The 23,695-nt window shown below is 69.0% G+C and carries 17 protein-coding genes and 1 tRNA gene; 8 read left to right on the forward strand and 10 right to left on the reverse strand.

Translation table 11 applies throughout. The features are described from left to right. Window positions 1-103 precede the first annotated feature (103 nt). Window positions 104-820 (forward strand): ATP-binding protein, encoded by a 717-nt coding sequence (locus LPC08_RS10260; RefSeq protein ID WP_230452589.1) that lies wholly within the window; start codon window positions 104-106, stop codon window positions 818-820. A 26-nt stretch (window positions 821-846) separates the two neighbouring features. Here LPC08_RS10260 and LPC08_RS10265 read toward each other — a convergent pair whose 3' ends face one another. From LPC08_RS10265 to LPC08_RS10290, 6 genes are read right to left on the reverse strand one after another with little or no spacing between them, the layout of a single operon-like run. Then, window positions 847-2,118 (reverse strand): extracellular solute-binding protein, encoded by a 1,272-nt coding sequence (locus LPC08_RS10265; RefSeq protein ID WP_230452590.1) that lies wholly within the window; start codon window positions 2,116-2,118, stop codon window positions 847-849. A gap of 44 nt (window positions 2,119-2,162) precedes the next feature. Beyond that, complete coding sequence (locus LPC08_RS10270) at window positions 2,163-3,047, reverse strand: carbohydrate ABC transporter permease (protein WP_230452591.1); 885 nt, start codon at window positions 3,045-3,047, stop codon at window positions 2,163-2,165. Continuing rightward, window positions 3,037-3,909: a carbohydrate ABC transporter permease gene (locus LPC08_RS10275; protein WP_230452592.1), complete on the reverse strand. Its 873-nt coding sequence runs from the start codon at window positions 3,907-3,909 to the stop codon at window positions 3,037-3,039. Before LPC08_RS10275 ends, LPC08_RS10270 begins: the two co-directional genes overlap by 11 nt. A gap of 7 nt (window positions 3,910-3,916) precedes the next feature. After that, window positions 3,917-4,255 carry a hypothetical protein gene (locus LPC08_RS10280; protein WP_230452593.1) on the reverse strand — a complete coding sequence of 113 codons (339 nt, stop codon included), beginning with the start codon at window positions 4,253-4,255 and terminating at the stop codon, window positions 3,917-3,919. A gap of 1 nt (window position 4,256) precedes the next feature. After that, window positions 4,257-5,138, reverse strand: coding sequence for a DUF6772 family protein (locus tag LPC08_RS10285; RefSeq protein ID WP_230452594.1), 882 nt, complete (start codon window positions 5,136-5,138; stop codon window positions 4,257-4,259). Between the two features lie 5 nt (window positions 5,139-5,143). Further along, on the reverse strand, window positions 5,144-6,274 hold the full coding sequence (locus LPC08_RS10290; RefSeq protein WP_230452595.1) for a mandelate racemase/muconate lactonizing enzyme family protein: 1,131 nt from the start codon (window positions 6,272-6,274) through the stop codon (window positions 5,144-5,146). A gap of 91 nt (window positions 6,275-6,365) precedes the next feature. On the opposite strand from LPC08_RS10290, the gene LPC08_RS10295 reads away from it, so the two are divergent. The 5 genes from LPC08_RS10295 (at window position 6,366) to LPC08_RS10315 (ending at window position 11,690) form a co-directional block, all read left to right on the forward strand. Beyond that, window positions 6,366-7,121 carry a FadR/GntR family transcriptional regulator gene (locus LPC08_RS10295; RefSeq protein ID WP_230452596.1) on the forward strand — a complete coding sequence of 252 codons (756 nt, stop codon included), beginning with the start codon at window positions 6,366-6,368 and terminating at the stop codon, window positions 7,119-7,121. Between the two features lie 38 nt (window positions 7,122-7,159). After that, entirely contained in the window at window positions 7,160-8,437 is a 1,278-nt protein-coding gene (locus LPC08_RS10300) for an ABC transporter substrate-binding protein (RefSeq protein WP_230452597.1), read from the forward strand. Between the two features lie 88 nt (window positions 8,438-8,525). Then, window positions 8,526-8,616: transfer RNA gene (locus LPC08_RS10305), tRNA-Ser, on the forward strand. A 516-nt stretch (window positions 8,617-9,132) separates the two neighbouring features. Continuing rightward, window positions 9,133-10,554 (forward strand): MBOAT family O-acyltransferase, encoded by a 1,422-nt coding sequence (locus LPC08_RS10310; protein ID WP_230452598.1) that lies wholly within the window; start codon window positions 9,133-9,135, stop codon window positions 10,552-10,554. After that, the gene (locus LPC08_RS10315) at window positions 10,554-11,690 is read left to right on the forward strand and encodes an alginate O-acetyltransferase AlgX-related protein (protein WP_230452599.1); all 1,137 of its coding nucleotides are present in this window, start codon (window positions 10,554-10,556) and stop codon (window positions 11,688-11,690) included. The genes LPC08_RS10310 and LPC08_RS10315 overlap by 1 nt, the downstream gene beginning before the upstream one ends. 27 nt (window positions 11,691-11,717) lie before the next feature. Here LPC08_RS10315 and LPC08_RS10320 read toward each other — a convergent pair whose 3' ends face one another. From LPC08_RS10320 to LPC08_RS10340, 4 genes are all read right to left on the reverse strand, one after another. Continuing rightward, window positions 11,718-13,682 carry a class I SAM-dependent methyltransferase gene (locus LPC08_RS10320; protein ID WP_230452600.1) on the reverse strand — a complete coding sequence of 655 codons (1,965 nt, stop codon included), beginning with the start codon at window positions 13,680-13,682 and terminating at the stop codon, window positions 11,718-11,720. Between the two features lie 6 nt (window positions 13,683-13,688). Continuing rightward, window positions 13,689-16,616 (reverse strand): FkbM family methyltransferase, encoded by a 2,928-nt coding sequence (locus tag LPC08_RS10325; RefSeq protein ID WP_230452601.1) that lies wholly within the window; start codon window positions 16,614-16,616, stop codon window positions 13,689-13,691. Next, entirely contained in the window at window positions 16,531-20,286 is a 3,756-nt protein-coding gene (locus LPC08_RS10330; RefSeq protein ID WP_230452602.1) for an FkbM family methyltransferase, read from the reverse strand. Before LPC08_RS10330 ends, LPC08_RS10325 begins: the two co-directional genes overlap by 86 nt. A gap of 727 nt (window positions 20,287-21,013) precedes the next feature. Further along, on the reverse strand, window positions 21,014-21,370 hold the full coding sequence (locus LPC08_RS10340) for a DUF6481 family protein (RefSeq protein ID WP_230452603.1): 357 nt from the start codon (window positions 21,368-21,370) through the stop codon (window positions 21,014-21,016). A gap of 771 nt (window positions 21,371-22,141) precedes the next feature. Between LPC08_RS10340 and LPC08_RS10345 the strand changes: the two genes are divergently transcribed. After that, window positions 22,142-22,582, forward strand: a complete 441-nt coding sequence (locus LPC08_RS10345; protein ID WP_230452604.1) for a hypothetical protein — start codon at window positions 22,142-22,144, stop codon at window positions 22,580-22,582. A 310-nt stretch (window positions 22,583-22,892) separates the two neighbouring features. Continuing rightward, the gene (locus tag LPC08_RS10350; RefSeq protein WP_441295835.1) at window positions 22,893-23,663 is read left to right on the forward strand and encodes an SDR family oxidoreductase; all 771 of its coding nucleotides are present in this window, start codon (window positions 22,893-22,895) and stop codon (window positions 23,661-23,663) included. The last annotated feature ends 32 nt before the right edge of the window (window positions 23,664-23,695 follow it).

Here is a 23,695-nt window from a genome sequence, read left to right on the forward strand (position 1 = left end):
CACAAGGCGGAAAAATGGTTGACGTGGGAAATTTTCCCACGAAAATGCGCCACGAACACACCAGCCGGCGCCCCCTTCCCTGCCGGCGGAGCGGAGTCCCTGCATGTACCCTCTCACCCAGAGCCACGACCGCGCCCCACCGAGCGTCCTGTTCCGCGACGCCGGCCGGCCGGGAATGGTCCGCGCCTTCGGGATGGACCAGGACGCGGCGGAGCAGGTCGCGATGCGCCAGCTCCGGCACCAGACCAAGAACGCCCTCCAGCGAATCCTCGGCCAGGTCTGGAAGGTTCGCGAGCTTCAGCGCACGCGGGAGGGCCAGCAGCTGCTCGACGAAGTAGAGCAGCGCATCCAGCTCTCGGCCGAGATCTCCAACGCGCTGTTCGGCCTCACCCGCCGTCCGGCCCCGATGGAGGAGCGGCTGCGCCACCTCTGCGAGAGCACGGTGGCGCTGCTGGCCGATGCCGACCAGACGATCCGGCTGGAGGTGACGGTCGCCGGCGACTGCCCGGAAGCCCTCCGCGGCACGGTGCTCCGTGTGGCGCACGAGATGGTGGGCAATGCCGTCAAGCACGGCATGCACGTCCGCCTGCTCGGCCGGATCACGGTGCGGCTGGAGAGCGACGCGGAGGCCACCCGCCTGACGGTGCGCGACGATGGATGGGGCCCCGCGCCTGCCGGCCCGGCCGAGGGCGACGGCGAGGGGCTGGCGCTGGTCGCCGCCCTGGCAGCCCAGCATGGCGGCACCGCCAGCCTGCACCGCGACTGGAAGGAGACGGTGGCCGAGCTGGCCGTCCCGCACACGGCGGCCCTGGACGGCTGACCCCGGCCGGCTGTGCCCGGCCGGCCTCAGCCCGGCAGCAGCGGCCGCACCCGGGCGATGCTGTCCGCCACCGCCTGCTCCGGCGTCTTGCGGCCGAGCACGGCGGACTGCACCTCCTCGACGAAGATCGCCTCGGCGCGGCTGGCCTCGGCGAAGGCGGGGAAGGGACCGCGGGCATGGGCCAGCGCCGCCGCCTCCACCTTCGCCACCGGGTTGTCCGCCGCGAAAGCCGGATCGGCATAGGTCGAGACCCGCACCGGCCCGTTGCCGTTGCGCGCGGCGCCCAGCGTCACCTCGGGCGAGGACATGGCGCGGATGAAGCTCCAGGCCAGCGCCTTGTCGCGGGCATGGCGCGGGATGGCCATCGACCAGAACTCCACCACCGCCGCCATCCGCGTCCCGGCCGGGGCGGCGGAGGAGACAGGCATCTCCATCGCCATGATCCTGCCCGGGAAGCGCGACTGGTCGGCGCGGTTGAGCTGCGCGTGGCGGCTGAAGGGCAGGATGGCGAAGGCGGCACGACCCTGCTGCATCCAGGTGACCTGGTCCTCGTTGGTCACGGTCGCGTAGTTGCGCGGCAGGGCGCCGGCTTCGAACAGGTCGCGCATCACGCCGATCCCCTTCGTCATCGCCACGGGGTCGGGGATCACCTTGCCGTCCGGGGTGATGAAGTCGCCGCCGAAGGCGCGGGCGAACATCACCGGGAAGGCGGCGAGCTGCGCCGTCAGCACCAGCCCCACGACGGGCGCGCCGCTCGCGGGCCGGAAGGTGAGGCGCTTCGCCTGGTCGACGAATTCCTCCAGCGTCTTCGGCGGCGCCGCGATGCCGCGCTCCTCCAGCAGGGCGGCGTTGTAGAACAGCCCGTTGGTCGCGTGCCGCACCGGCACGGCGATGGTGCGTCCGCCCACCCGCATGGCGTCGCGCAGGCCGGGGGCGATATCCTCCCACTGCGCGATCGGCTCGGCCGCGAGGTGCGGCTCCAGCGGCTCCAGCAGTTCCGCCACCTGCGGCGTGGCGCGGCTGTTCAGCAGGTAGCCGACGCCGAAATCCGTCTGCGGCAGGCTGGCCTCGCGCAGCAGCCGGTCCTGCAAGGGGCCGATATCGGCGGTGGTCCAGGCCAGCTCCGCCCCCGTCTCGCGCCGCCAGGGCACGGTCAGGTCGCCCGCCGCGCCCTGGGTCAGCACCGCCTGGTGGACGCGGTGCGAGAGGATGTCGAGGCGCTTGCCCTGCGCCCGGACCGCCGGGGCGGCAAGCGCCGCCAGCGAGCTGCCGAGCATGACGCGACGCGTGATGCGCATGGTCCGTTCTCCCTCGATGCCCCGCTTGGGCGGGTGCGGTCGTTTCAGCCCTTGGTCGCCCCGGCGGTGAGGCCGGCGACGAGGTATTTCTGCGTCAGCCAGACGAAGGCCAGCACGGGCAGGAGCTGCACCGTGGCGGCGGCGAAGAGCACCCCCCAATCCACCCCGTCGAAGCTGCCCACCACCTCGGCCAGCACCAGCGGCGCGGTCTTGGCGCGGGTGGAGGTGAAGACGAAGGCGAAGAGGAACTCGTTCCAGGCATAGACGACGACGAAGACCGCGACCGCCATCATCCCCTGCGCCGCCAGGGGCGTGATGACGCGGAACAGGGTGGTGAAGCGCCCGGCGCCGTCCACCGCCGCCGCCTCGTCCAGCTCGCGCGGGATCTGGTCGATGAAGGCGCGCATCACGAAGCTGCCCAGCGAGACGAAGAAGGTGGCGTAGAGCACCGCCAGCCAGAGATGCGTGTCCTGGAAGCCCAGCGCATTCGCCGCCGGGAAGAGCGGCAGGGTCATGACGATGGGCGGCACCAGCCGCACCACGATCAGCAGGAAGGCTGAGGCATCCAGCCAGCGCGCCCGGAAGCGCGAATAGGCATAGCCGGAGAGCAGGCTGGCGAAGACGGCGAAGACGGTCGCGAGCGCGGTGACGACGAGGCTGTTGCCCAGCGCCACGAAGAAGTCCGGCCAGCGCGCCCAGAGGGCGGCGTAGTGGTCGAAGGTGGGACGGAAGGCCAGCACCGGCGGCACGGCGAAGATCTCCCGCTCCGGCTTCAGCGAGGAGGTGACGATCAGCAGGATCGGCGCCAGCGACCAGAGCAGGATCGCCGCCACCGCCAGCGCCTTCAGCGCTCCGAGGCCCAGCCGGCGCAGGCGGCGGGCGCGCCGGCCGGCGCGGCGCGGCGCGCGGGATTCCGCCTCAGCGCGCATCGCCGCCCTGCGCCTTGGCCAGCCGCCAGAGATAGGGTGCTGCCATCAGCAGCGAGGCCACCACCATCAGCCAACCCGTCGCGGCGGCGGAGCCGAAGGCGTTGTAGCGGAAGGCCTCGAGGTACAGGTACACGGCCACCACCTCCGTGCTGCGCGCCGGGCCGCCGCCGGTCAGCAGCCAGACCTCGCTGAACAGGCGGAAGGCGAAGATCAGGCGGAACAGCATCGCCATCAGCATCGCCGGCACCAGCAGCGGCAGCGTGACCCGGCGGAAGGTCTGCCACGGGCTGGCGCCGTCGATCTTCGCCGCCTCGTAGACCTCGCCCGGCAGCGCCAGCCGCGCGGCGTAGAGGATCATGAAGGTGAAGGGCAGGTGCAGCCAGACGGAGAGCAGCGAGACGAGGATCAGCCCATGCGCCGGCGTCACCGCCCATTCCAGCGAGGGCAGGCCGAGCGCGTTCAGCAGGTACGCCACATGGCCCACGTCCGGGTCGAAGAGGAAGCGCCACATCACCACCGCCGCGACCTCGCTGACGGCATAGGGCGCCAGCACCACGGCGATCAGCAGCCGGCGGAAGGGCAGGCCGGCGGCGAAGAGCAGCGCCATGCCGAGGCCGATCAGCAGCTCCACATGCACCACCACCAGCACGACGATCGCGGTGTTGCCCAGCGCACGCCAGAAGTAGGAGTCGGAGAGGATCTTCGCGTAGTTCTCCCAGCCGACGTAGCGCGCACCCGTGCCGAAGCTGGACGCGTGGAAGGAGAGCCAGACGAGGTAGATCGCCGGGAGCACCAGGATGCCCCAGATCATCGCCTGGGTGGGCGCCACCAGGGTCAGGCGCGTCCAGAACGAATCGCGCATCGCGCCGCTACCCCTTCAGGTGCAGGCTGACGAGGAGGGTGATCTCCGCCCCTTCGGGGAGGTCGGCCGCGAGGCGCAGCCAGCCGCCGAAATGCGCGACCCGGGCGAAGGCGAGCGTCTCCGTGTCCGGCGGCAGGACCAGGGTGGTCCCCTCGTCGGCCCAGCGCATGCCGTCCGGGCTGAGCTGCACGCGCGCCGTGGTCCCGGCGGGCAGGCTAGGCGGGGCGAGCGCGCGGACGAAGACCACCGCCTCCCGCGCCCAGCCGCACTCGTAGGGCTCGGTCGCCTGGAAGCCGGTCCAGGTCTCGTTGCGGCAGACGACGGCCGCGGCGCTGGTGGCCAGCATCTCAGAAATCCCCCGAGAGGCAGACGCTGTCGATGGCGAGGAAGGCTCGCTTGTCCACGTCCGTCTCGACGAAGAAGGCGAGGTTCAGCATGCACCACAGGTTCCGCCAGGCGGGCATGCGCATGGGCTGGAAGCCGGACAGGTCGAAGTGGCGGTCGTTCACCCGGAAGCCCGTGGCCTGCCAGCGCGCCAGGTCGAAGTCGAAGCAGGCGTAGTGCCAGTTCACCTTGGTCGGAATCTCGTTGTAGCAGAGCTTCTGCTCGCCGCCGGGCAGGTCCTCCCACCCCTCGGGCGAGAGATGGTCGTGGGTGGCGGTCTTGCCCTCGTTGCCGAGCTCCTTCGAAGGCTGCAGCGCCTGCTTGAACTGCCACTTCTGCACGTGCTTCCCGTCCAGCGCGTTGAGGAAGCGAAGGTGCGGCATCACCCGCTCTCCCCCCGTCATGCCGTCGCCGGATTGCAGGTCGTAGAGGAAGCCGATGGAGCGGACATCCGTCTCCGACAGGCGCAGCTCCGTCGCCTCCGGCTTGAAGGTGAAGTAGAATTCCAGCCGGATCGGCCCGGCCTTACGGAAGGTCATCCGCTTGATCGCGACGTTGCGCGAGCCGCGCTTCGGCCGGCTCTGCACCTTCAGCACGTAGTCGCCATCCAGCCCGTGATGGCTGCCGGAATCCCAGTTCGGCAGGGTGCTGAGCATCGCATGGGTGTGCTGCGCGTAGGAGGGCAGCATGCTGTCCAGGGTCAGCTCGTAATTGCCGACGAGCTGGGTCCAGCCGCAGAAGCCGCGGTCGAAATCGTCGCAGAAGAGGATGCGCTGCAACGGGTCGAAGCGGGAGATCGCGGGATTCGCGTCGCGCAGGGCGTGGCGCAGGGTCTCGGCATCCATCGGCGTCACTCCGCGATCGCGTGTCGGGCGAGGGCTTCGGGGTCCAGCGTCACGCCCAGGCCGGGGCGGTCGGGCACGGCCAGCATCCCCCCCTCCAGCCGCGAGACATCGCCCGCCAGCGGCGCGGTCAGGGCCTGGCGCAGGGGGTTGTCGAAGACCATGCACTCGAAGGTCAGGAAGCTCTCCGCCGCCGCGGCGAGGTGCAGGCTGGCGGCGGCGCAGATGCCGCCCGACCAGCCGACATGCGGGGCATAGGCGACGCCGTGCAGCGCGGCGTGCTCGGCGATGCGCCAGGTCTCGGTGATGCCGCCCGAACGCGCCACGTCGGGCTGGACCAGCCCCAGCACGTGCTCCGCGACCAGATCGGCGGATTGCCGCGCCACGAAGTCGCTCTCGCCCGCGGCCAGCCGCACCGGCAGGTGGCGCGCGAGGCGACGGTAGCCGGCATGGTCGTCCGGGCGGACCGGCTCCTCGAACCAGAGGTAGTCCTCCTCGGCCAGCGCCTTGCCGACGCGCAGCGCGTCGTCCGCGTCATAGGCCCAGTTCGCGTCCACCGAGAGGCCGATCCCCTCCCCCGCCTGCCGCCGCGCCCGGCGGACATGCGCCACGGCCTTCGCCACCGGCTGGCCGACCTTCAGCTTGATCTGGCGGAAGCCGCGGTCGAGGGCGCCGGCGATCTCCGCCTCCATCCGCGCTTCCTCGGCCCAGTTGATGGAGGAGGCATAGGCCATCACCCGGCCCCGTCCCTCCCCACCCAGGAGCCGCCAGACGGGTTGCCCCGCCGCCTGTCCAGCGAGGTCCCACAGGGCGATGTCGATCCCGGCGATGCTCTCCACCAGCATCCCGCCGTCGCGCCCGGTCAGGGTGCCGCGCATGGCGTTCCACAGCGCCCGGCGGTCATGCGCGCTGCGGCCGATCAGCTTCGGCGCCAGCGCGTCGCGGAGGAAGCGGGCGTAGCCGGCGGCCCCGCGCCGGGCCAGGCATTCGCCGATCCCGGTCAGCCCGCTCTCGGTCGTGACCTCCACCACCACGATCTCCAGCGCCGGCCAGTCGCCCTGGCTGGTGCGCTGGACCGTGGGGAGGGTCGCGCGCAGCGGGTGCGCGGCGACCGCGCGGATGGTGAGCGGGTCGGACAAGCCTGCCTCTCCGGGCCGTTTCCTATGGTGTTATGCTTATCTGATAGGTTTATCAGTTGCAAGGATGATCTCAACGCGCCTAGCTTGTGCCATGACCGAGACGATCGAGCGCCCCCCGTTCGACGCGCTGCCGATTGCGCCCGTGCGGCTGGCGGACGGGGTGGTCGCCGCCCTGTCGGGCGCCATTCTCGACGGCCGCCTTCGCCCGGGTGAGGCGCTGCCGGCCGAGGCACGGCTGGCCGAGCGCTTCGGCGTCTCCAAGCCGGTGATCCGCGAGGCGATCCGCCAGCTCGAGGCGCTGGGCGCGGTGCAGATCGGCCAGGGCCGGCCCACGCGGGTGGCCCAGGCGTTGGACGCCCAGCCCCTCGCACGCTTCTGGCGATTCGCGGCCGGCGGCACCCGCGCCGGCCTGGCGGAAGCGGTCGAGCTTCGCCGCATGATCGAGCCGCAGGTCGCCCGGCTGGCGGCGCAGCGCGCCACGGCCGAGGGGCTGGGGGAGTTACAGGCGATCCTGGGCCGGATGGAGGCTGCGTTCGGCGACGTACCGCGCTGGATCACCGCCGATCTCGACTTCCACGACCAGCTCGGCGTCCTGAGCGGGAACCGGCTGGTGCGGCTGCAGGTGCATGGGCTGCGCCCGGTGATCGAGGAGATCATGCGCCTGTTCAACGCCCGCGGCCCCCGCGGACCGGCCGACTGGCGCGCCACCTGGGAGCGGCACCACCGCGTCGCCGAGGCCATCGCCGCCGGCGATCCCGACGCGGCCGAAGCGGCCATGCTGGCGCATTTCGCGGCGGCCGAGGCGGCGATCGCCGAGCTCTTCCCGAAGGCGGCTCGGCCGTCCTGATGATCCACCCCGGGGACAAACACATGGAGGAAACAGCCATGAACACGATCACCCGCCGCAGCGTGCTGGCGTTGCCGGCCCTGGCGGCGCTGGCACGTCCGGCCCTGGCACAGGGGGCCGCACCGCTCTCGGTCCTGGCGCACCGCGTCCACCAGACCGTGGCGACGACGGGCCAGGGCGGCGATGCCACCGCCCCCTTCACCCGTGCCAGCGGCGCGGCGGTGCAGTGGACGACCTTCGACATCGGCCCGCTCTGGGACCGTCTGCAGCGGGAGGCCTCCCTCTCCTCGGGGACGGTGGATGTGGGCTTCCTGATGAACACCCAGGCCGTCCCGCGCTCGGCGCAGCTGTTCGAGCCGCTCGACGATTACATGGCCCGCGACGGCATCGAGGCGCCGGCGGATGTCTTCCCCGGCCTGATCGAGGGCTTCAAGGTCGGCGGCAGGCTGCTGGCGGTGCCGATGCGGCATGCCTCCTCCGGCCTGCACTACAATGCGGACATCCTGGGCGAGAACGGCATCGACAGGCCGCCGGCCACCATCGAGGAGTTCGCCGACGTCGCGAAGCGCTGCGCCACGCGACGCGGCGGACCGCCGGTGGTGGGGCTGGTCACGCCCGGCGTCGCCTATCCCAACGTCATCGACCTCGCGCGGGCCTGGGACGGGGATTTCGTCACCCCGGACTTCCGCTGCGTCGCTGACCAGCCGCCGATGCTCAATGCCATCCGCTTGCTGCGCGACCTGTTCCAGGCGGGCGCCTTCCCGCGGAACTTCTCCGCCATCGCGACGGAGGACGTGAACACCTGGATGCAGACCGGCCGCGCCGCCATGGCGCTGACCAGCATGAGCCGGAACAAGCTCTACAACGACCCCCAGCGCAGCCGCTTCCCCGGGAAGATCCATACCGTGGCCGTCCCCGCCAGCGCGAGCCTGGCCGGGCGATTCGAGGTCGCCCCGGCGAAGGTGGAGTTCTGGGGCATGGCGATCCCGCGCAACGCGCCGCGCAAGGATCTGTCTTGGGCCTTCATCAAGGCGATGGCGACAAAGCAGGCGACCCTGGCCATGGCCCTGAACGGCAACGGCCCGGTGCGGGAGAGCACCTACGCCGATGCCAGGGTCCGTGAAGCCATTCCCTATGCCGAAGAGGAGCGCCGGGTGCTGAAGGTGGCCCGCGTCCCCCTCCCCGCCTTCGACGAGGCGGCACGGGCGGGGGATCTGTTCAGGGAGGAGGCGGAGGCGGCCGTGCTGGGCATGCGGACGCCGGAGGAGGCCATGGCGAGCCTGGTGGCACGGGTCACTCCCCTGCTGCCGCGCTGACCGATGGCGGCGGGTCAGCCCCGCCGCAGGATCGCCCGGGGGTGGGGTTGCGAGGAGCGGCGGCGTCCGCTATTCGGCCGCCCACCCTGGATGGGTGGCCGAGCGGTCGAAGGCGCGCGCCTGGAAAGTGCGTATACGTCAAAAGCGTATCGTGGGTTCGAATCCCACCCCATCCGCCAGTTCCCCTGGACATCCCGCTTCACGCATGACCCGCCATTGCAGTGAGTGCCGGGATTTTGGGGGCTTCGGGTCAGCCCGGCTGACCCGCACGGCCTGCGAAACCGCGACGATACGTCCTCCGGAGGCCAGCCGCCCTGCGGGCTTGTTGCCCGTGCCTGACAAGTCATGTCTAAGAAAGTTTCCACCCAGGCTGGTTTCAACCCGGTTGACGATATCTTGGTTCGCATTCCGCTTGTTCATGACCCGCGCCTGGCTGTCGGACACCCTGCCTGGAACCGGGGTTGGATCGACGGGTTACGTTGCAGGGCCGTGACCGTTGAGAAGATAAATTGCGGCAACATGGCCCGCGCGTCTGCCAGCCTCGGTTGATGCAAGACGTCGCGATGACAAGCACCATGACACTAATGCTGAACCCAGCGGTCGTCCTGACCGTTCGGCGACCCCGCGCTGCACCAAGGGTCTCTCAAAATACTGTGTTTGATAGGCCGCGTGGCGAGTAGCGGAGGGAGAAATTCATGGTCTTTTCATCGGCTTTGTTCTTATTCTTCTTTCTGCCTGTATGCTTCTTATTCTATTTCTCGACAAGCTACACCCAGGTCAGGAACTGGGTTCTCATTATCTTTTCGCTGATTTTCTACGGTTGGGGCGAGCCGTGGTTCGTCCTGGTGTTGGCTGTCTCCGTGATGCTCAACTGGACCGCAGCCATCTATATAGACCAGGAAGAGCGGCGCGGTCGATTGGTCGCCGTCGTCGTCACGGTTACGCTTAATCTTCTGCTCCTGGCATCCTTTAAATACGGCGATTTCATCGTTGAGAATCTCAACGTCATCCTGTTGCCGACACTTGGTCTGTCCGTCCCGCAACCGGGGCTTCCTTTGCCGCTGGGTATTTCCTTCTTTACCTTCCACTGTCTTTCTTATGTTATCGACGTCTACCGGCGTCGCTTCCGTGCGAACCGCCGCCCCAGTGAGATTGCCCTTTATATCGTTTTATTTCCCCAGCTCGTGGCAGGGCCGATCGTACGTTATAAGACCATCGCGCGACAGTTGCGCTGGCGCCGGCATACCATGGGTCGGGCCTCGATCGGGACACGCATCTTCATTATCGGCTTGGCCCAGAAGATCCTCATTGCAGATCAGGTCGCCAGCCTCGTCGAAACCATCTTCGATCACACCCCCGCGCCGTCGATGCTGGAATCCTGGACCGGCCTGCTCGCCTATACGGTCCAGATCTATTTCGATTTCTGCGGCTACTCCAACATGGCCGTGGGCCTGGGCTTCATCCTCGGCTTCAGTCTTCCGAGGAATTTCCGGCTTCCCTACACGGCAGTGTCCGTCACCGATTTCTGGCGGCGCTGGCACATCTCCTTGTCAAGCTGGCTGAGGGACTACCTCTATATCCCGCTCGGCGGCAGCCGGGGCAGCTCGGCGCAGGTCTACCGCAATCTGATCCTTGTCTTCCTGCTTTGCGGGCTCTGGCACGGCTCGAGCTGGACCTTCGTCCTCTGGGGTGCCTGGCACGGTGCCTTTCTGGTGATCGAACGGATGGGCCTAAGGCGCTTACTGGGGCTGCTGCCGGTAGCGTTGCGCTGGGCCTACACCATCCTTGTCGTCATGGGCGGCTGGGTGCTGTTCCGTGCCCATGACGTCGGGGGCGCCGGGGCCATGTACGCCGGATTGCTGGGCTGGAACGGCATCGGCGACGTGCGCTTCCAGGTCCATCTCGCGCTCGAGCCCAGCGTCATCCTGGCACTTGCCGCGGGATGGACGTTCGCGACGGTTCCGGCCTGGACCCCTGCCTTGCGCCGATGGGCCGTCCCCGGCCTGGCAAGGCTTCGCGCCGCCACCGATACGGTCTGGATCTTCGGTCTGCTGATCTTCAGCCTGCTCTACGCGGCGGCCGGGACCTATAGCCCATTCCTCTACTTCAGGTTCTGATGGCCATGTTCTTCCGGTATCGCCGCGGATGGTTCCCGTGCCTGGTGATCCTGTTGTCCGTGCCACTGATCGCCGGACTGCTGTTCCCCAGCACCATGCGATCCCCCGACGAGTTGCGCCCTGCCACCGAAGCGCCCGCCATGCCGAGGGGCTGGATCGAATGGCTGACCTTTCCAGCAAAGGTCGATCCGTGGCTGCGCGACAATTTCGGGCTGCGCCGCCAGATGATCCATGCCCAGGCCCTCGTGGCGCACCGGCTCCTGCACAGCGGCAACGCGTCGGTGCTGATCGGCAAGCGCTGGCAGCTTTTCTACCGGGCGGAAGGGGCCGTCGAACAGAGTGCCGGGCTCCTGATCCGGGAGGACCGACTGCGGCAGACGGCCGACCTCGTCCACGAGGTCGGCACGATACTGGCTGCACGGAGGACGCGTTTCATCTTCGGCGTCGCTCCCAATAGCAGCACGATCTACAGCGATCTGCTGCCGCGCTGGGCCCGGCGAGGCGAGCGAACGACCGAGTATGACCTCCTCATGGCGGCTTTGCGCGAGCGCGGCGTCAAGACGCTCGACCTGCGGCCCACCCTTCATGCCGCCCGGCAGGCCGGGCGCGTCTACTTCCGGTATGACACCCACTGGAACCCGGCGGGTGCGCTGGCCGGCTATAACGCGGTGGTTTCCGCCATGGGGCGCGAGGCGTGGAGGGTTGATCAGGCGACGATTTTCGGGCCCACGACACGACGTAGCGGCAGCGATCTCGCCCGGCTGCTCGGTCTGGGCGCCGATCTGTCCGAGCCTGTCCGCTACCTCAACATCCCGGTGCCCCAGGGCGAGACCTTGCAGGGCACCGCCCCCTTCCCGCCCCCCTTCGTCTCCACATCCGGGCGGCCGGAAGGGCCGACGATCCTGATCATCGGTGATTCGTTCTCGAACGTCGAATTGCTGATGCTGACGGCGCAGAAGGCCCGGCGCGTCGTCTGGCTGCATCACGAGGCGTGCCACTTCGACTGGCGATGGATCGACCAGTTCCAGCCCGACGAGGTCTGGTGGCTGCCAGCCGAACGGGCCATGCTCTGCTGGACGGACCGACGCCCCAGGAACATGCCTGAGGCACCCGCTGGGCCACCCTCGTCCCAGTAGGAACCGCCCCGGCCAACAGGAGGGCGATCAGGCGATCGGTGCCGGCTTCCTGGCAATGAAAACGCTGTTCGTGTCGCCCAGATACATGAACTGCCGGGACCAATAGAACAGTCCCTCCGCGTCACGGAAGCCGACGGCTGCCAGGTCGTCCATGACCTGCCATCCGAAGTACCGGAAGCAGAGACTGCCGCCCTCTGGATCGACCGGATTGCCATGGTACTCCGGCTCCGTCAGGTGCTCGATGGACCCGTCCGGACGCAACACCGCTCGCACCAGGTGGTCGTGAAGATCCTCCCGGAACGGTGCCGTGAACAGCAGCGAACCTCCCGGCTTCAGGCAGCGCCAGAACTCCGCGAGGGCCTGTTGCACATCGGGAACATGCTCGAGCACGTCGAAGCTCAGGATCAGGTCCAGGCTCGAATCGGGAAAGCTCAGCCGATGGATGTCCTCGTGGCGCAGGCCATCCACGATCTCGCCCGGAGTGCGGTCCGGCCCCAGGTACTCGCTGCCGATGACGGAGGGAAAGTGCCGCCGAAGCCAATCATAGAGCGGCGTGACCTGTTCCGAGATGTAGATGCGGTCGTCCTGCCTTGGCCGAAGCTCCTGCCACAGGAGATGCAAGGACGCCCTCAACCGGTTGCCGAGACCACAGCCCGCGCAGGTCAGGTGCTCCCGCCAGTTTGGCTGGGTACGTCCATCCGGCAGTCGCTTCGTCGCGTAGTTGAAGTTGACGTGGAGCGGCCGCATTCCGCCGCAGACGATGCACTGGCCTTCGACCGTGAACGCTTCGCTGCCCGTTCCATGCGGGACCAGCATCGCCTCGAAGGCACGGCGCCGTGCCATCTTCTCGGCCAGGTTGGATGAGATCGTCGACATCTCATCCCGCGACCGTGCGCGCAGCGCCGGCAGGTTTGGCGCCCGGACCCCGACGGTGAGAGGGCGCGAGGAAGCGGCGGCATCCCTCAGCGGGGTGAGAGCCTCCAGGGAACTCGGACTGTGTTCGTTCTCCTTCCCGACACCGTTCCAGCGGAAAGCATAGGCGATATGCCTGTAGTCCTCCCGCCCGAACCGCTGCACCTCGGCCTGGTACTGCGCGAACAGCGTTGCGACGTCGCGAAGCGACTCCATGCGGAACTGCTGGCTGTGGCGACTGAAGCGCGGGCTCTCATCCACCGCCGAGCCGCTGAAATGGAAGAAGCGAAGCGGCCGGCCGTTTACCGTCCAACCATCGGCGGCACCGGATCTGGCCGGCGCCCGGACCGTGCGCTGGGCGAGGTTCCAGTAGGCCACGTTGTACCCCGGATGCCGCAGGATCGCCGTGTCTTCGATGAAGGCGGGCAGCAGGTCGGCCCATTTCTGGTCGACGAACAAGCCCGCCGCGAGATCGATGACACAGTGCGTCTCAAGCCGGCGGGCCCACCATGCAGCAACACGACGCACCGGCGGCGTATCGCGCAATGCACAGAAGCCGAGGTTGTAGATGCCGAACCGGAGCATCTTCGACTCGTCCATCTCGGCGAACTCTGCCGGCTCGCACATATGCGGCGTCAGGACGCAATCCGCCTCGCCGCTCGACAAGAGGGCCTGCAGCTCTTCGAGCGGCGAGACAATCCAGATGTCCGGATCGAAATAGGCGACGGCGGCACCGGGGTGCCGGTCAAAGAGCGTGAGAAAGGCGAAGGGCTTAATCGCCGTATTGAGCTCTGTGATGTTGTATCGCTCGGTCATCTGAGCGAGTTGCGGGATGCCGAGCTCGCCCATGCGGAGGACGTCGAACGGCAAACTGTCGAAGTCGACCTCGCTCGCCTCATCGCATAGGGCGACATAGAAATGGATTCCCGGATGATGCCGCCGCAGGCTGTCATGCAGCACCTGCGCCTGGGCCAGGAAGTTCCTCGAGCAGATCGTGAAGGCGATGAAGGCCGGCGCAGCCGGCGCCTGCAGGTCCTTGCCATCCATGTGGCCTGCCGGGGCTGCTTTCATATCATCCATCTTCGACTATCCAGCAGCCGGGAGGCCCAGCACGTGAAGCGTGTCGGCCAACCGGCGGGCAGCCGCGTCGACCGGGAAGCCTGCCTGTGCACGCGCAAGACCGCCGGCGGACAGCCTGGCCCACAGCGTCGCATCTTCGTGCAGATCACAGATCAGCGTCGCAAAGGCCTCCGGCGTGTCGGCGATGGCAACATCGTGGCCATCCCGCAGGTGAAGCCCCTCCGCCGCCATCGGCGTGGCCACGCAGGGGACACCGGCGGCGAGGCTCGATGCCACCCTGCCCCGGGCGCCTGCCCCATTGTGCCATGGCGCAACCGTCAGGCGGAGTCCGTCGAACCAAGGTTCAAGATCGGCCACGGAACCGAGATACCGGACGCCGGCCGGCCATTGCGACAGCAGCTCATTCGGCAGGTCCGCGCCGACGATCGACAGCGCCGCTCGCGGCAGGCGCTGCACCACGCGCGGCCAGATGTCGTCGAGCAGGTACCGTAGCGCGTCGGCACCCGGCGCATGCCCGACGTCACTGACGAAGCCGATACCGCTGCGGCCCCCGAATCCAGGGACCGCAGCCGCCGGGCGGACGGGCCGGGCCGAAGGCATCTCGAACACGGCCGAACCGGGAACATCGCGCAACAGCACGTCCCGTTCGGTGGACGAGGTCACGAATGTCGCATCGGCCTGCCGCGCCAGATAATACTCCCGCTCCCGGGTCGCGTCTGCGCGGCGAAGCTCTTCCAGGCTGCCGGTCAGCCGCGCTTGCCGACCCTCGCGCAAGTGGTGAAGGCCGACCGTGTTGAAGACGAGTTTCGCGCGCGGCGCGTGCAGGCGGACAGCCTCGAGATAGCGCCCACCATGATGGACGCGCGACAGGATGCAGAGCCTCAACGTCTCGCCGTCACTGCGCAGGAAGGCCTGGATCGAGGGCGTGAGGCGCGGCGTCAGGCAGATGATGCCCTCCGCCTCCAAGCTCCCGTGAGGGGATGACGGCTCCTGGAAGGAATCATCGCCCGCGAAGACGACCTCATAGCCACAGTCGCGTAGCGCGTGGGCCTGGACGACGGCGTCGGTCGATTCCGAATCGCGGTCCGGCCCGGGCCAGCATCTGTCGATGATGAGGACGCGCGGCTTGCTCGGTGGGGGCAAGCAGGCGGGTCCGCCATCCTCGACCACCACGGGCTCGACGAAAGTCGGTCGCCCGCCTGACGGTGCGGCCGGCGGCGGCGAGGGGGCGAGGTGTGTGATGGCGGTGGTGTCGATGTGGGCGTAGCCGGCATCGTGGGCGGCGATGGCATCGCGGTACTGGCGCAGGCGGTGGGGGAGCTGGAGGGAGGCGCTCCACCAGAGGAGCTTGGCGCCGCGGCCCAGGGCGCGCCGCAGGCCGGCGGGCATACGCCCGCCGATGCGGCGGACGGGGTTGGCGGCGCGCCAGAGCGTGCTGGCCTCGATGGCCTGCAGGCGGTCCCGGCCGAGCTGCAGCTCCGACCGAGCGTCGCGTTCGGCGGCGGCGCTGGCCTCGGCCTGGGCGATGGCCGCGGCGCGGTCGGCGCGCAGCGCCGCCGCCTCCGCCTCGGCCCGCGCGCGCAGCTGGGCGACGGCCGCCGCGCTGTCGGCCCGCAGCATCGCCGCCTCCGCCTCCGCCTGCGCGCGGAGCTGGGCCAGGGCCGCCGCGCTGTCCGCCCGCAGCGCCGCCGCCTCCGCCTCCGCCTGCGCGCGGAGCTGGGCCAGGGCCGCCGCGCCGTCTGCCCGCAGCGCCGCCGCCTCCGCCTCGGCCTGCGCGCGGAGCTGGGCCAGGGCCGCCGCACTGTCGGCCCGCAGCGTCGCCACCTCGGCCCTGGCCGCGCCACAGGCCTCGATCTCGCGGCGCAGCCGGTCCTCCAGCCCGCTCACCCGCTGGTCCAGGCGCAGCGACAGGTAGCGGCGGCAATCCGCCTCGGTCAGCGCGACCACGTTGAAGTACTCGGGGCCCCCGGGCTCGGTGCCGTCGTCGCCGGCATGCAGCTCGCGCCCGATCCCGCTCTGGCCCAGGTGGAAGATGCGGTAGCCCCATCCCCGGAGCTGGGTCAGCAGGGCATCGGCGGTGGTGCCGCTGACGCGGCCCAGCCAGTAGGGGAAGAGCTCGATCAGCAGGATCGGCCGGTCGCGGGCAATCAGCCCCTGCGCGCCGCGCAGCACCAGCGGCTCGGCCCCTTCCACGTCGATCTTGATCAGCCGCACCGGGCCGTCGAGGCCGAGCGCGTCGAGCGGGCGCACCGGCACCCGCCCCAGCGAGACCGCGCCCTCGGGCATGCTGCGCGGGACGATGAAGCTGTGGCCGGGATTGCGCTCGTCCGGCACCCAGGCCAGGTCGATCGCCCCCTCCTCAGCGCCCAGCGCGATCATCTCCACCCGGCAGCGGTCCTCGAAGCCGTTGTCAACGATGGACTGGCGCAGGCGGCCGGCCAGGTCCGCGCGCGGCTCGAAGGCATGCACCCGGCCCCGCGGCCCCACCGCCTGCGCCGCCAGCACCGAGAACCAGCCGATGTTCGCCCCGACGTCGATGAAGCCGTCGCCGGGCTCCAGCACGGCGAGGATGAAGTCGGTCTCCGCCGGCTCCCAGGACCCGCGCAGGCAGCCCAGCGAGACGCCGTGATCGGCCAGGTCGAGCCACAGCCGCAGCCCGTCGCGGATCTCCGTGCAGACCCACTTGCTGCGCGCGAACACGTCAACCGCCATCCGGGCGCGGAACTCCTCGCCCTCCAGCAGCCGCTGCCCCAGCGCCGTCAGCGATGCCGCCTCCTGCGCCGACGCTATCGCCGCCTCGCTCTCCGGCTCGCGACCCAGGATCGCTCCGTAAATCGCTCCAACCTCTTCACGGCTGATCATTCTGGGATCCCGACCTGCCTGCTTCGCAGGCGGCACTTCCTGCTGTTGCGGTTTGAACCGGAAGGTCAGCACCGGTCCCCGAACGGAACGGCCGCTGGAACAGCGGCGCGTGCCCGTTCTCCAACGTCCTGGCAAGTTCGATGCAGCGCGCCGCCTCCGCCTGGTCCAGCGCGAAGACACCGGCGGCATATTCGAGGAAGGCCCGTGCGGCTTGGCGGCGTTCCGCATCGGGATGGGAAATGCGTGCGGCCAGAGCCTGGACCTGGGCGATCTCCTCCAGATGACGGACATTGCCCGAGCTGATCGTCAGGCCGCTCGCGTGCCGGCGATGATGGTTGAGTGCTGCCGCCTTGAAGGCGATGTCCCCGCGCTCGAGCATGCGGACATAGAACAGCCAGTCCGCCGCGTTGCGCAGGGACACCATGGCCTCGATCGTCTCGGACAGCACAGGCAGCGCGGCATCCCGCCGCATCACCACCGCGCTCACGTTCAGGATGGTGTTCTTTATACTGAGGCAGTGCCGGATCTCCTCGCGCCCTGGACGCCGGTAGTCGGAGAGCCAGAGCCTGGCATCGACATCGCTGGTGTAGGCCACGTAGTCCGGCGCGATGACTCCGCCCTGTTCGTCGATCAGCTTTGACTGCGCATAGGCCATCACGACGGCCGGATTCGCGAATTCCGGGATCAGGGCTTCAAGGAAATCCGGTTCCGACAGGTCGTCGGCCTCGGCAATCCAGATCAGCGGATGCCGCGCCAGCTCGACGCCCCGCGCCCATTGCCGGGAGACGCTTCCGGAGTTCTGCGCATTCGGCACGATCCGGATCGGGATCGGCGAGGAGACGCGCAAGTCCTCGAGAACGGATAAGCTGTCATCCGAGGAGGCATCATCGAGCACGATGATCTCCGATACCCGGTGGCCCTGCGCCCAGATGGAGCGCAGGCGCTCCGGCAGGTATCTCGCGTAGTTGTAGTTCGGCACGATGGCCGTCACCTCGTGCGGCGGTGCGGCGAGGGCGGTCAGATCCCGCACATAGGCCGGAAACCTCAATCTGTCCTCGACGATCCGCTCGCCTGCCTTGCCAGCCTGCGCCCTGAGCACCGGATCGCGGATCAGCAGGCCGATCGCGCGGCCCATCGCCTCGGTATCCTCGAGCGGAGCGGGCAGCAGGCCAGTCTCGCGGACAAGCTTGGGCATCCCGCCGCTCCGGTCGAAGCAAACGACGGGCAGCCCGTGCGCGGCGGCTTCCAGTGCCGAGCTCGGGAAGGGGTCCTCTCGCGAGGACAGCAGGAAGATGTCGGCGGCCGCGAGAAAATCCTGCGGCGTTTCCGTCCTCCCGGGCAGCAGGATGACATCCCGGAGGTGCTGCGCGTCCATCGCGGCGCGCAGCTCGGCCTCCAACCCCGGCTCGATGGCGCCGACCCAGGCGAAGCGTGCTGCCGGCCCGTCGGCGCGCAGGGCGGACGCGATGGCCGGCCATAGATCCAGGCCCTTGCGGCGATCCCCGTAGCCCAGGCCAAGGACAAGGATCGTGTCCGGCCCTACCCCCAAGGCTCCCCGAATGCGCGCGCGCGCTGCCTCACGCCGGTCCGGCGGCAGCGACGGACGGTACAGCCCCTGGGGCCGTATCAGCCATCGGTGCCCTATAGCTCCGAAGGCGCCAATGAAGGCGGAGCGCACTGCCTCATTCGGAAAGACCACGACATCGGCGTCGGCTGCGACGGTCTTCGCGGTGGCCTCCAGCCCGTACTCGCGGAGAATGCCGGGCATCTCATGGACCAGGCAGATGCTGCGCAGCCCTGCGGCAGCAAGGACAGGGATGACCTGGCCGGAGACGGTGGTGTTGCAGATGACGGTGGAGACGCCGCTGGCGGCGAGGTCCCGGGCGATGGCCTCCCAGGCCTGCCGGTCGGAGAACGGGACATACCGGGTCTGCGCTATCGCTGCCATGGCGGGTTGGAGTTCGCCGCTGTCGCCGAGGATGATCTCGACCTCGCATTCGTCCTGCCGGACCACCTCCTCGGCGATGTGCAGCACTAGCAGCGGAGCGCCATGAAAGCGGGCGTCATGGGAGATGATGGCGATGCGCCGCTTCGTCCCCGGCGAGGGGGCGAGGTGTGTGATGGCGGGGGTGTCGATGTGGGCGTAGCCGGCATCGTGGGCGGCGATGGCATCGCGGTACTGGCGCAGGCGGTGGGGGAGCTGGAGGGAGGCGCTCCACCAGAGGAGCTTGGCGCCGCGGCCCAGGGCGCGCCGCAGGCCGGCGGGCAAACGCCCGCCGAGGCGGCGGACGGGGTTGGCGGCGCGCCAGAGCGTGCTGGCCTCGATGGCCTGCAGGCGGTCCCGGCCGAGCTGCAGCTCCGACCGAGCGTCGCGTTCGGCGGCGGCGCTGGCCTCGGCCTGGGCGATGGCCGCGGCGCGGTCGGCGCGCAGCGCCGCCGCCTCCGCCTCGGCCCGCGCGCGCAGCTGGGCGACGGCCGCCGCGCTGTCGGCCCGCAGCATCGCCGCCTCCGCCTCCGCCTGCGCGCGGAGCTGGGCCAGGGCCGCCGCGCTGTCCGCCCGCAGCGCCGCCGCCTCCGCCTCCGCCTGCGCGCGGAGCTGGGCCAGGGCCGCCGCGCCGTCTGCCCGCAGCGCCGCCGCCTCCGCCTCGGCCTGCGCGCGGAGCTGGGCCAGGGCCGCCGCGCCGTCCGCCCGCAGCGCCGCCACCTCGGCCCTGGCCGCGCCACAGGCCTCGATCTCGCGGCGCAGCCGGTCCTCCAGCCCGCTCACCCGCTGGTCCAGGCGCAGCGACAGGTAGCGGCGGCAATCCGCCTCGGTCAGCGCGACCACGTTGAAGTACTCGGGGCCCCCGGGCTCGGTGCCGTCGTCGCCGGCATGCAACTCGCGCCCGATCCCGCTCTGGCCCAGGTGGAAGATGCGGTAGCCCCATCCCCGGAGCTGGGTCAGCAGGGCGTCGGCGGTGGTGCCGCTGACGCGGCCCAGCCAGTAGGGGAAGAGCTCGATCAGCAGGATCGGCCGGTCGCGGGCAATCAGCCCCTGCGCGCCGCGCAGCACCAGCGGCTCGGCCCCTTCCACGTCGATCTTGATCAGCCGCACCGGGCCGTCGAGGCCGAGCGCGTCGAGCGGGCGCACCGGCACCCGCCCCAGCGAGACCGCGCCCTCGGGCATGCTGCGCGGGACGATGAAGCTATGGCCGGGATTGCGCTCGTCCGGCACCCAGGCCAGGTCGATCGCCCCCTCCTCGGCGCCCAGCGCGATCATCTCCACCCGGCAGCGGTCCTCGAAGCCGTTGTCGGCGATGGACTGGCGCAGGCGGCCGGCCAGGTCCGCGCGCGGCTCGAAGGCATGCACCCGGCCCCGCGGCCCCACCGCCTGCGCCGCCAGCACCGAGAACCAGCCGATGTCCGCCCCGACGTCGATGAAGCCGTCGCCGGGCTCCAGCACGGCGAGGATGAAGTCGGTCTCCGCCGGCTCCCAGGACCCGCGCAGGCAGCCCAGCGAGACGCCGTGATCGGCCAGGTCGAGCCACAGCCGCAGCCCGTCGCGGATCTCCGTGCAGACCCACTTGCTGCGCGCGAACACGTCAACCGCCATCCGGGCGCGGAACTCCTCGCCCTCCAGCAGCCGCTGCCCCAGCGCCGTCAGCGATGCCGCCTCCTGCGCCAACGCTATCGCCGCCTCGCTCTCCGGCTCGCGACCCAGGATCGCTCCGTAAATCGCTCCAACCTCTTCACGGCTGATCATATCAACTCTTTTGCTTGATGATGATGGGCCGGGCATGATTCCGCATGTCGGACGGCAGTTGGCGTGGGCTTCATCGGGATGGGCTCACGGGCGCCGACCGACTGCCATCGCCGGACAGGCGCGGAGACTGCGGCAGGGCCAGCCGGTGGTGAGAGGAGCAGGATGTCCCGCACCCCGGCCAGCAGCGGCGTGCCCGGCGGATGGCGGATCATCGGCTTGTCGTAGACCGGCGGCGGTTGCTTCGGCAACCGTACGACCTTCCCCGGTTCCCCGGCCTCGCAGACCGGAGCGCCGCCTTTGCCAGGCCCGGGCCCCTGTCCCGAAGCGCCTCTGTCGCAGGCAAGGCTCCTCACGCCAGAGCGCCTCCCGCCAAGGACCTGTCATGCCGCCGTCCGGACGGAGGACGCACCCTCGCACAACCTAGTGGACATAGCTCCAGATCGCAGGCGTCGCCGGCCCGTGCCCACGCGAAAAGTCCCCGGGCGGTCGTCTGGATCGGGCCAGCCCCGCCATCGGGAGTCCGCGCCGCAGCGGGTTGGGCGCTTCCAACCTGAGCCTCCCGAACACCGGCGGCCGAAGCCTCGGGGCGCCCGCGAGGCCCGGTCGGTTCCAGGCGAAAGCCCTCGCATGGACATGTCATCTGGCGGCAGGTCACCCGGCGGCGGCGTGATCCGCGCCCAGGGAGTGGATCGCTGGGCCGGATGCCCGGCCGCAGCCGAGCCGCCGGTCAGCGCTTCGCTTTGCGGCTTTCCTTGAAAGCCTGGTGATTGGCCAGGATGGCAGCCATCTGCGCGCGAGCCAGAGGACGCCGGGCCGCCTGCTGCTGCTTCAGCAATGCCGCCTTCTCGGCCGCCCGGGCCTCCTCCTCGGCGCGCTTCCGGGCCAGCTCGGCCTCCCTGGCCTCCCGCTTGGCCGCCTCCCGTGCCTCGCGAGCCTGGGCGACAGCGATGCGCTCGGCCCGCCGGGCGGCGACCTCGGGGTCGTCCTCCGCCGGCTTCGCCTTGAACGACTCCAGAAGCGCCGCCTTGGCCTTCGCAGAGTCCTCTCGCCGCTGATTGAAATCACCCAACTTCAGTTTGCTCATACTCGGCTATCAGTTCCTTGGCTGTGATGCGCATCCTATCGGCGGTCTCCGTCGACCGGATGCCGGTGGGCATCTCACCGGTTGACGGCCGGCCGGGGGCGCGCTCGGCCCCTCCCGGCCCGGCGATGGCGAGAATGCGGGTGGATAGTAGCACGCCGAGGCGCGTCCAGTCAGCACGTCCTTGTGTGACGGCCTATTGACATGCGCGGGTCAGGAATGCGGCGTCCGACGAAGGGATGCGCCCCCGCGCGGTCGCCGACCCGGACAGCACGGCCGGGCGAGGCGCCCGGACAAAGCAGGCCGGCACCGGTACGGTGCGGCTGCACCAAAAGTGTCTCTAACCCCTCTGCAAGAGCACGACGGCGCACGCCTCAACCAACATGCCGCATGGGCGGGAGGATGCAACCGGAAGGGCCTGTACGCATCACAGCAATGTGAGGAACGAGGGCCTCGTGCACCCAGTGGTTGCATAATTTCATTTCGAAATCGGTTCATGCTGGCACATCTGCCCAACTTTCTGCCGTAGCCCGCGATTCGAGACGCCTCGTGCCAAGCTCGCAATCGATCGATAAACTACAACCTGACAACAATTGTCTCATAATTTCGGCAACTTCTAGTAGCATTTTCCGGACATAGAGGCTTAATGGTTGAAATTTTGTATGAAACTTCCCATATAATATCAAAATTGAGATTATTCTATAATTTACCATCTTGCGCCGCGCGTACTGTTCGCTACTGTTTCGCCAGTGCAATCCACAAGGAGTTCAGTCGATGGACATCATCTTCGGCGACACTGACCCCAAGCCCGGCTCCGACAAGGTCACGGGCACCTCCGGCAAGGATATTCTCCAGTCCGGGAACTCTGACGGTAGCGCGAATACTGCTCAGCAGCAGTTCTTCGGCGGCGAGGGCAGCGACACCTTCATCCTTCGCATGAAGGATTTCGTGACCGACGGTGACTTCTACAACAAGTACGTCAGCGACTTCCAGGGCGCCGGCGGCTGGTCTGCCACGAACAACGACTTCGTTGCCTTCACCGGCTTCGGTTCTGGTGCGACGCTCGAGCTCGTAGGCGAGGCCGGCGTTCCGGAGGGCTATGTCGGCTCGCTGCTGAAGTATACTGTCCACACCTCCACCGGCGACTACAACCTGCTCATCCATTCTGTGGACGGCAAGGCGCTCGGGGCTGGTGACTACGCCTTCTACGCCTAAGGACTGTCTGCGCGACGCCCTTAAGAGGCTGATTGCGGATAACTTGGACGGGAGCCCCGGGGCTCCCGTTTTGTTTTTCAGGCACCTTCGCCGGGACATATCTCAAATTTCTGGCTAGCCGCCGTTCTTGCTGCCTCCGGTTGAATCTCGCTTGCCCGCCCCAATAGGCCTGCGATCGATGAGCGTGCCGCCGGCCCTGTTCACGTCACTGGACGTGCATTCCTCTCGCTGGTGCCAATCCAAGAATCCGACACTGTGAGGATTGCCCAGACCCACCGGTCGAAGCAGGCTTCCGCCTCAAACTCGGAGGGTGGAACCGTTCATGTCAGTTGAGGAACGCATCGCGGTGGTGACCGGCGCCGGCTCCGGGGTCGGTCGTGCGGCGGCCCTGGCGTTGCTGGAGGCGGGCTGGTCCGTGGCGCTGGCCGGGCGCCGGCCTGATGCCCTCGAGGAAACCGTCTCCCGCGCCGGCGAGAATAGCGCACGGTGCCTGGCCGTCGCCACGGACGTCACGAATCCGGAATCGGTCGATGCCCTCTTCGCCGCCGTGAAGCAGCGATTCGGCCGGCTCGATCTTCTCTTCAACAATGCCGGGCGCGGCAGCCCTGCCCGCGACATCGCCGATACGACCCTCGACGACTGGTTCGGCGTGGTGGCTGCGAATCTGACCGGCAGCTTCCTCTGCGCCCGGGCGGCATTCCGCATGATGAAGGAGCAGTCGCCGAAGGGCGGCCGCATCATCAACAACGGCTCGATCAGCGCCTACGTGCCTCGTCCGGGCAGCGCGCCCTACACCGCCACGAAGCACGCCATCACCGGCCTCACCAAGTCGATCGGATTGGATGGCCGGGCGCATGACATCGCTTGCTGCCAGATCGATATCGGCAACGCGGCCACCGAGATGACCGAGCGCATGACCCAGGGCGTGCTGCAACCGGACGGCCGCATGATGGTGGAGCCCCGGATGGACGCGGTCCATGTCGGGCGCGCGATCGCCCACATGGCGTCTCTGCCCCTGGATGCGAACATCCAGACCATGACGATCATGGCGACGACGATGCCCTATCTCGGGCGCGGCTGATCCCGCGCCCCAGCCAGCTACCGGGCTACGGA

Source organism: Roseomonas sp. OT10 (assembly GCF_020991085.1).
Taxonomy (GTDB): domain Bacteria; phylum Pseudomonadota; class Alphaproteobacteria; order Acetobacterales; family Acetobacteraceae; genus Roseomonas; species Roseomonas cutis.

Bases quoted from the DNA above. Each gene is read 5' to 3' on its own strand.
- LPC08_RS10315 (WP_230452599.1), top strand. From the start codon at position 10,554: ATGGCCATGTTCTTCCGGTATCGCCGCGGATGGTTCCCGTGCCTGGTG.
- LPC08_RS10295 (WP_230452596.1), top strand. From the start codon at position 6,366: ATGACCGAGACGATCGAGCGCCCCCCGTTCGACGCGCTGCCGATTGCG.
- LPC08_RS10280 (WP_230452593.1), bottom strand. From the start codon at position 4,255: ATGCTGGCCACCAGCGCCGCGGCCGTCGTCTGCCGCAACGAGACCTGG.
- LPC08_RS10320 (WP_230452600.1), bottom strand. From the start codon at position 13,682: ATGGATGATATGAAAGCAGCCCCGGCAGGCCACATGGATGGCAAGGAC.
- LPC08_RS10260 (WP_230452589.1), top strand. From the start codon at position 104: ATGTACCCTCTCACCCAGAGCCACGACCGCGCCCCACCGAGCGTCCTG.
- LPC08_RS10310 (WP_230452598.1), top strand. From the start codon at position 9,133: ATGGTCTTTTCATCGGCTTTGTTCTTATTCTTCTTTCTGCCTGTATGC.
- LPC08_RS10330 (WP_230452602.1), bottom strand. From the start codon at position 20,286: ATGATCAGCCGTGAAGAGGTTGGAGCGATTTACGGAGCGATCCTGGGT.
- LPC08_RS10265 (WP_230452590.1), bottom strand. From the start codon at position 2,118: ATGCGCATCACGCGTCGCGTCATGCTCGGCAGCTCGCTGGCGGCGCTT.
- LPC08_RS10300 (WP_230452597.1), top strand. From the start codon at position 7,160: ATGAACACGATCACCCGCCGCAGCGTGCTGGCGTTGCCGGCCCTGGCG.
- LPC08_RS10285 (WP_230452594.1), bottom strand. From the start codon at position 5,138: ATGGATGCCGAGACCCTGCGCCACGCCCTGCGCGACGCGAATCCCGCG.
- LPC08_RS10340 (WP_230452603.1), bottom strand. From the start codon at position 21,370: ATGAGCAAACTGAAGTTGGGTGATTTCAATCAGCGGCGAGAGGACTCT.
- LPC08_RS10275 (WP_230452592.1), bottom strand. From the start codon at position 3,909: ATGCGCGATTCGTTCTGGACGCGCCTGACCCTGGTGGCGCCCACCCAG.
- LPC08_RS10345 (WP_230452604.1), top strand. From the start codon at position 22,142: ATGGACATCATCTTCGGCGACACTGACCCCAAGCCCGGCTCCGACAAG.
- LPC08_RS10270 (WP_230452591.1), bottom strand. From the start codon at position 3,047: ATGCGCGCTGAGGCGGAATCCCGCGCGCCGCGCCGCGCCGGCCGGCGC.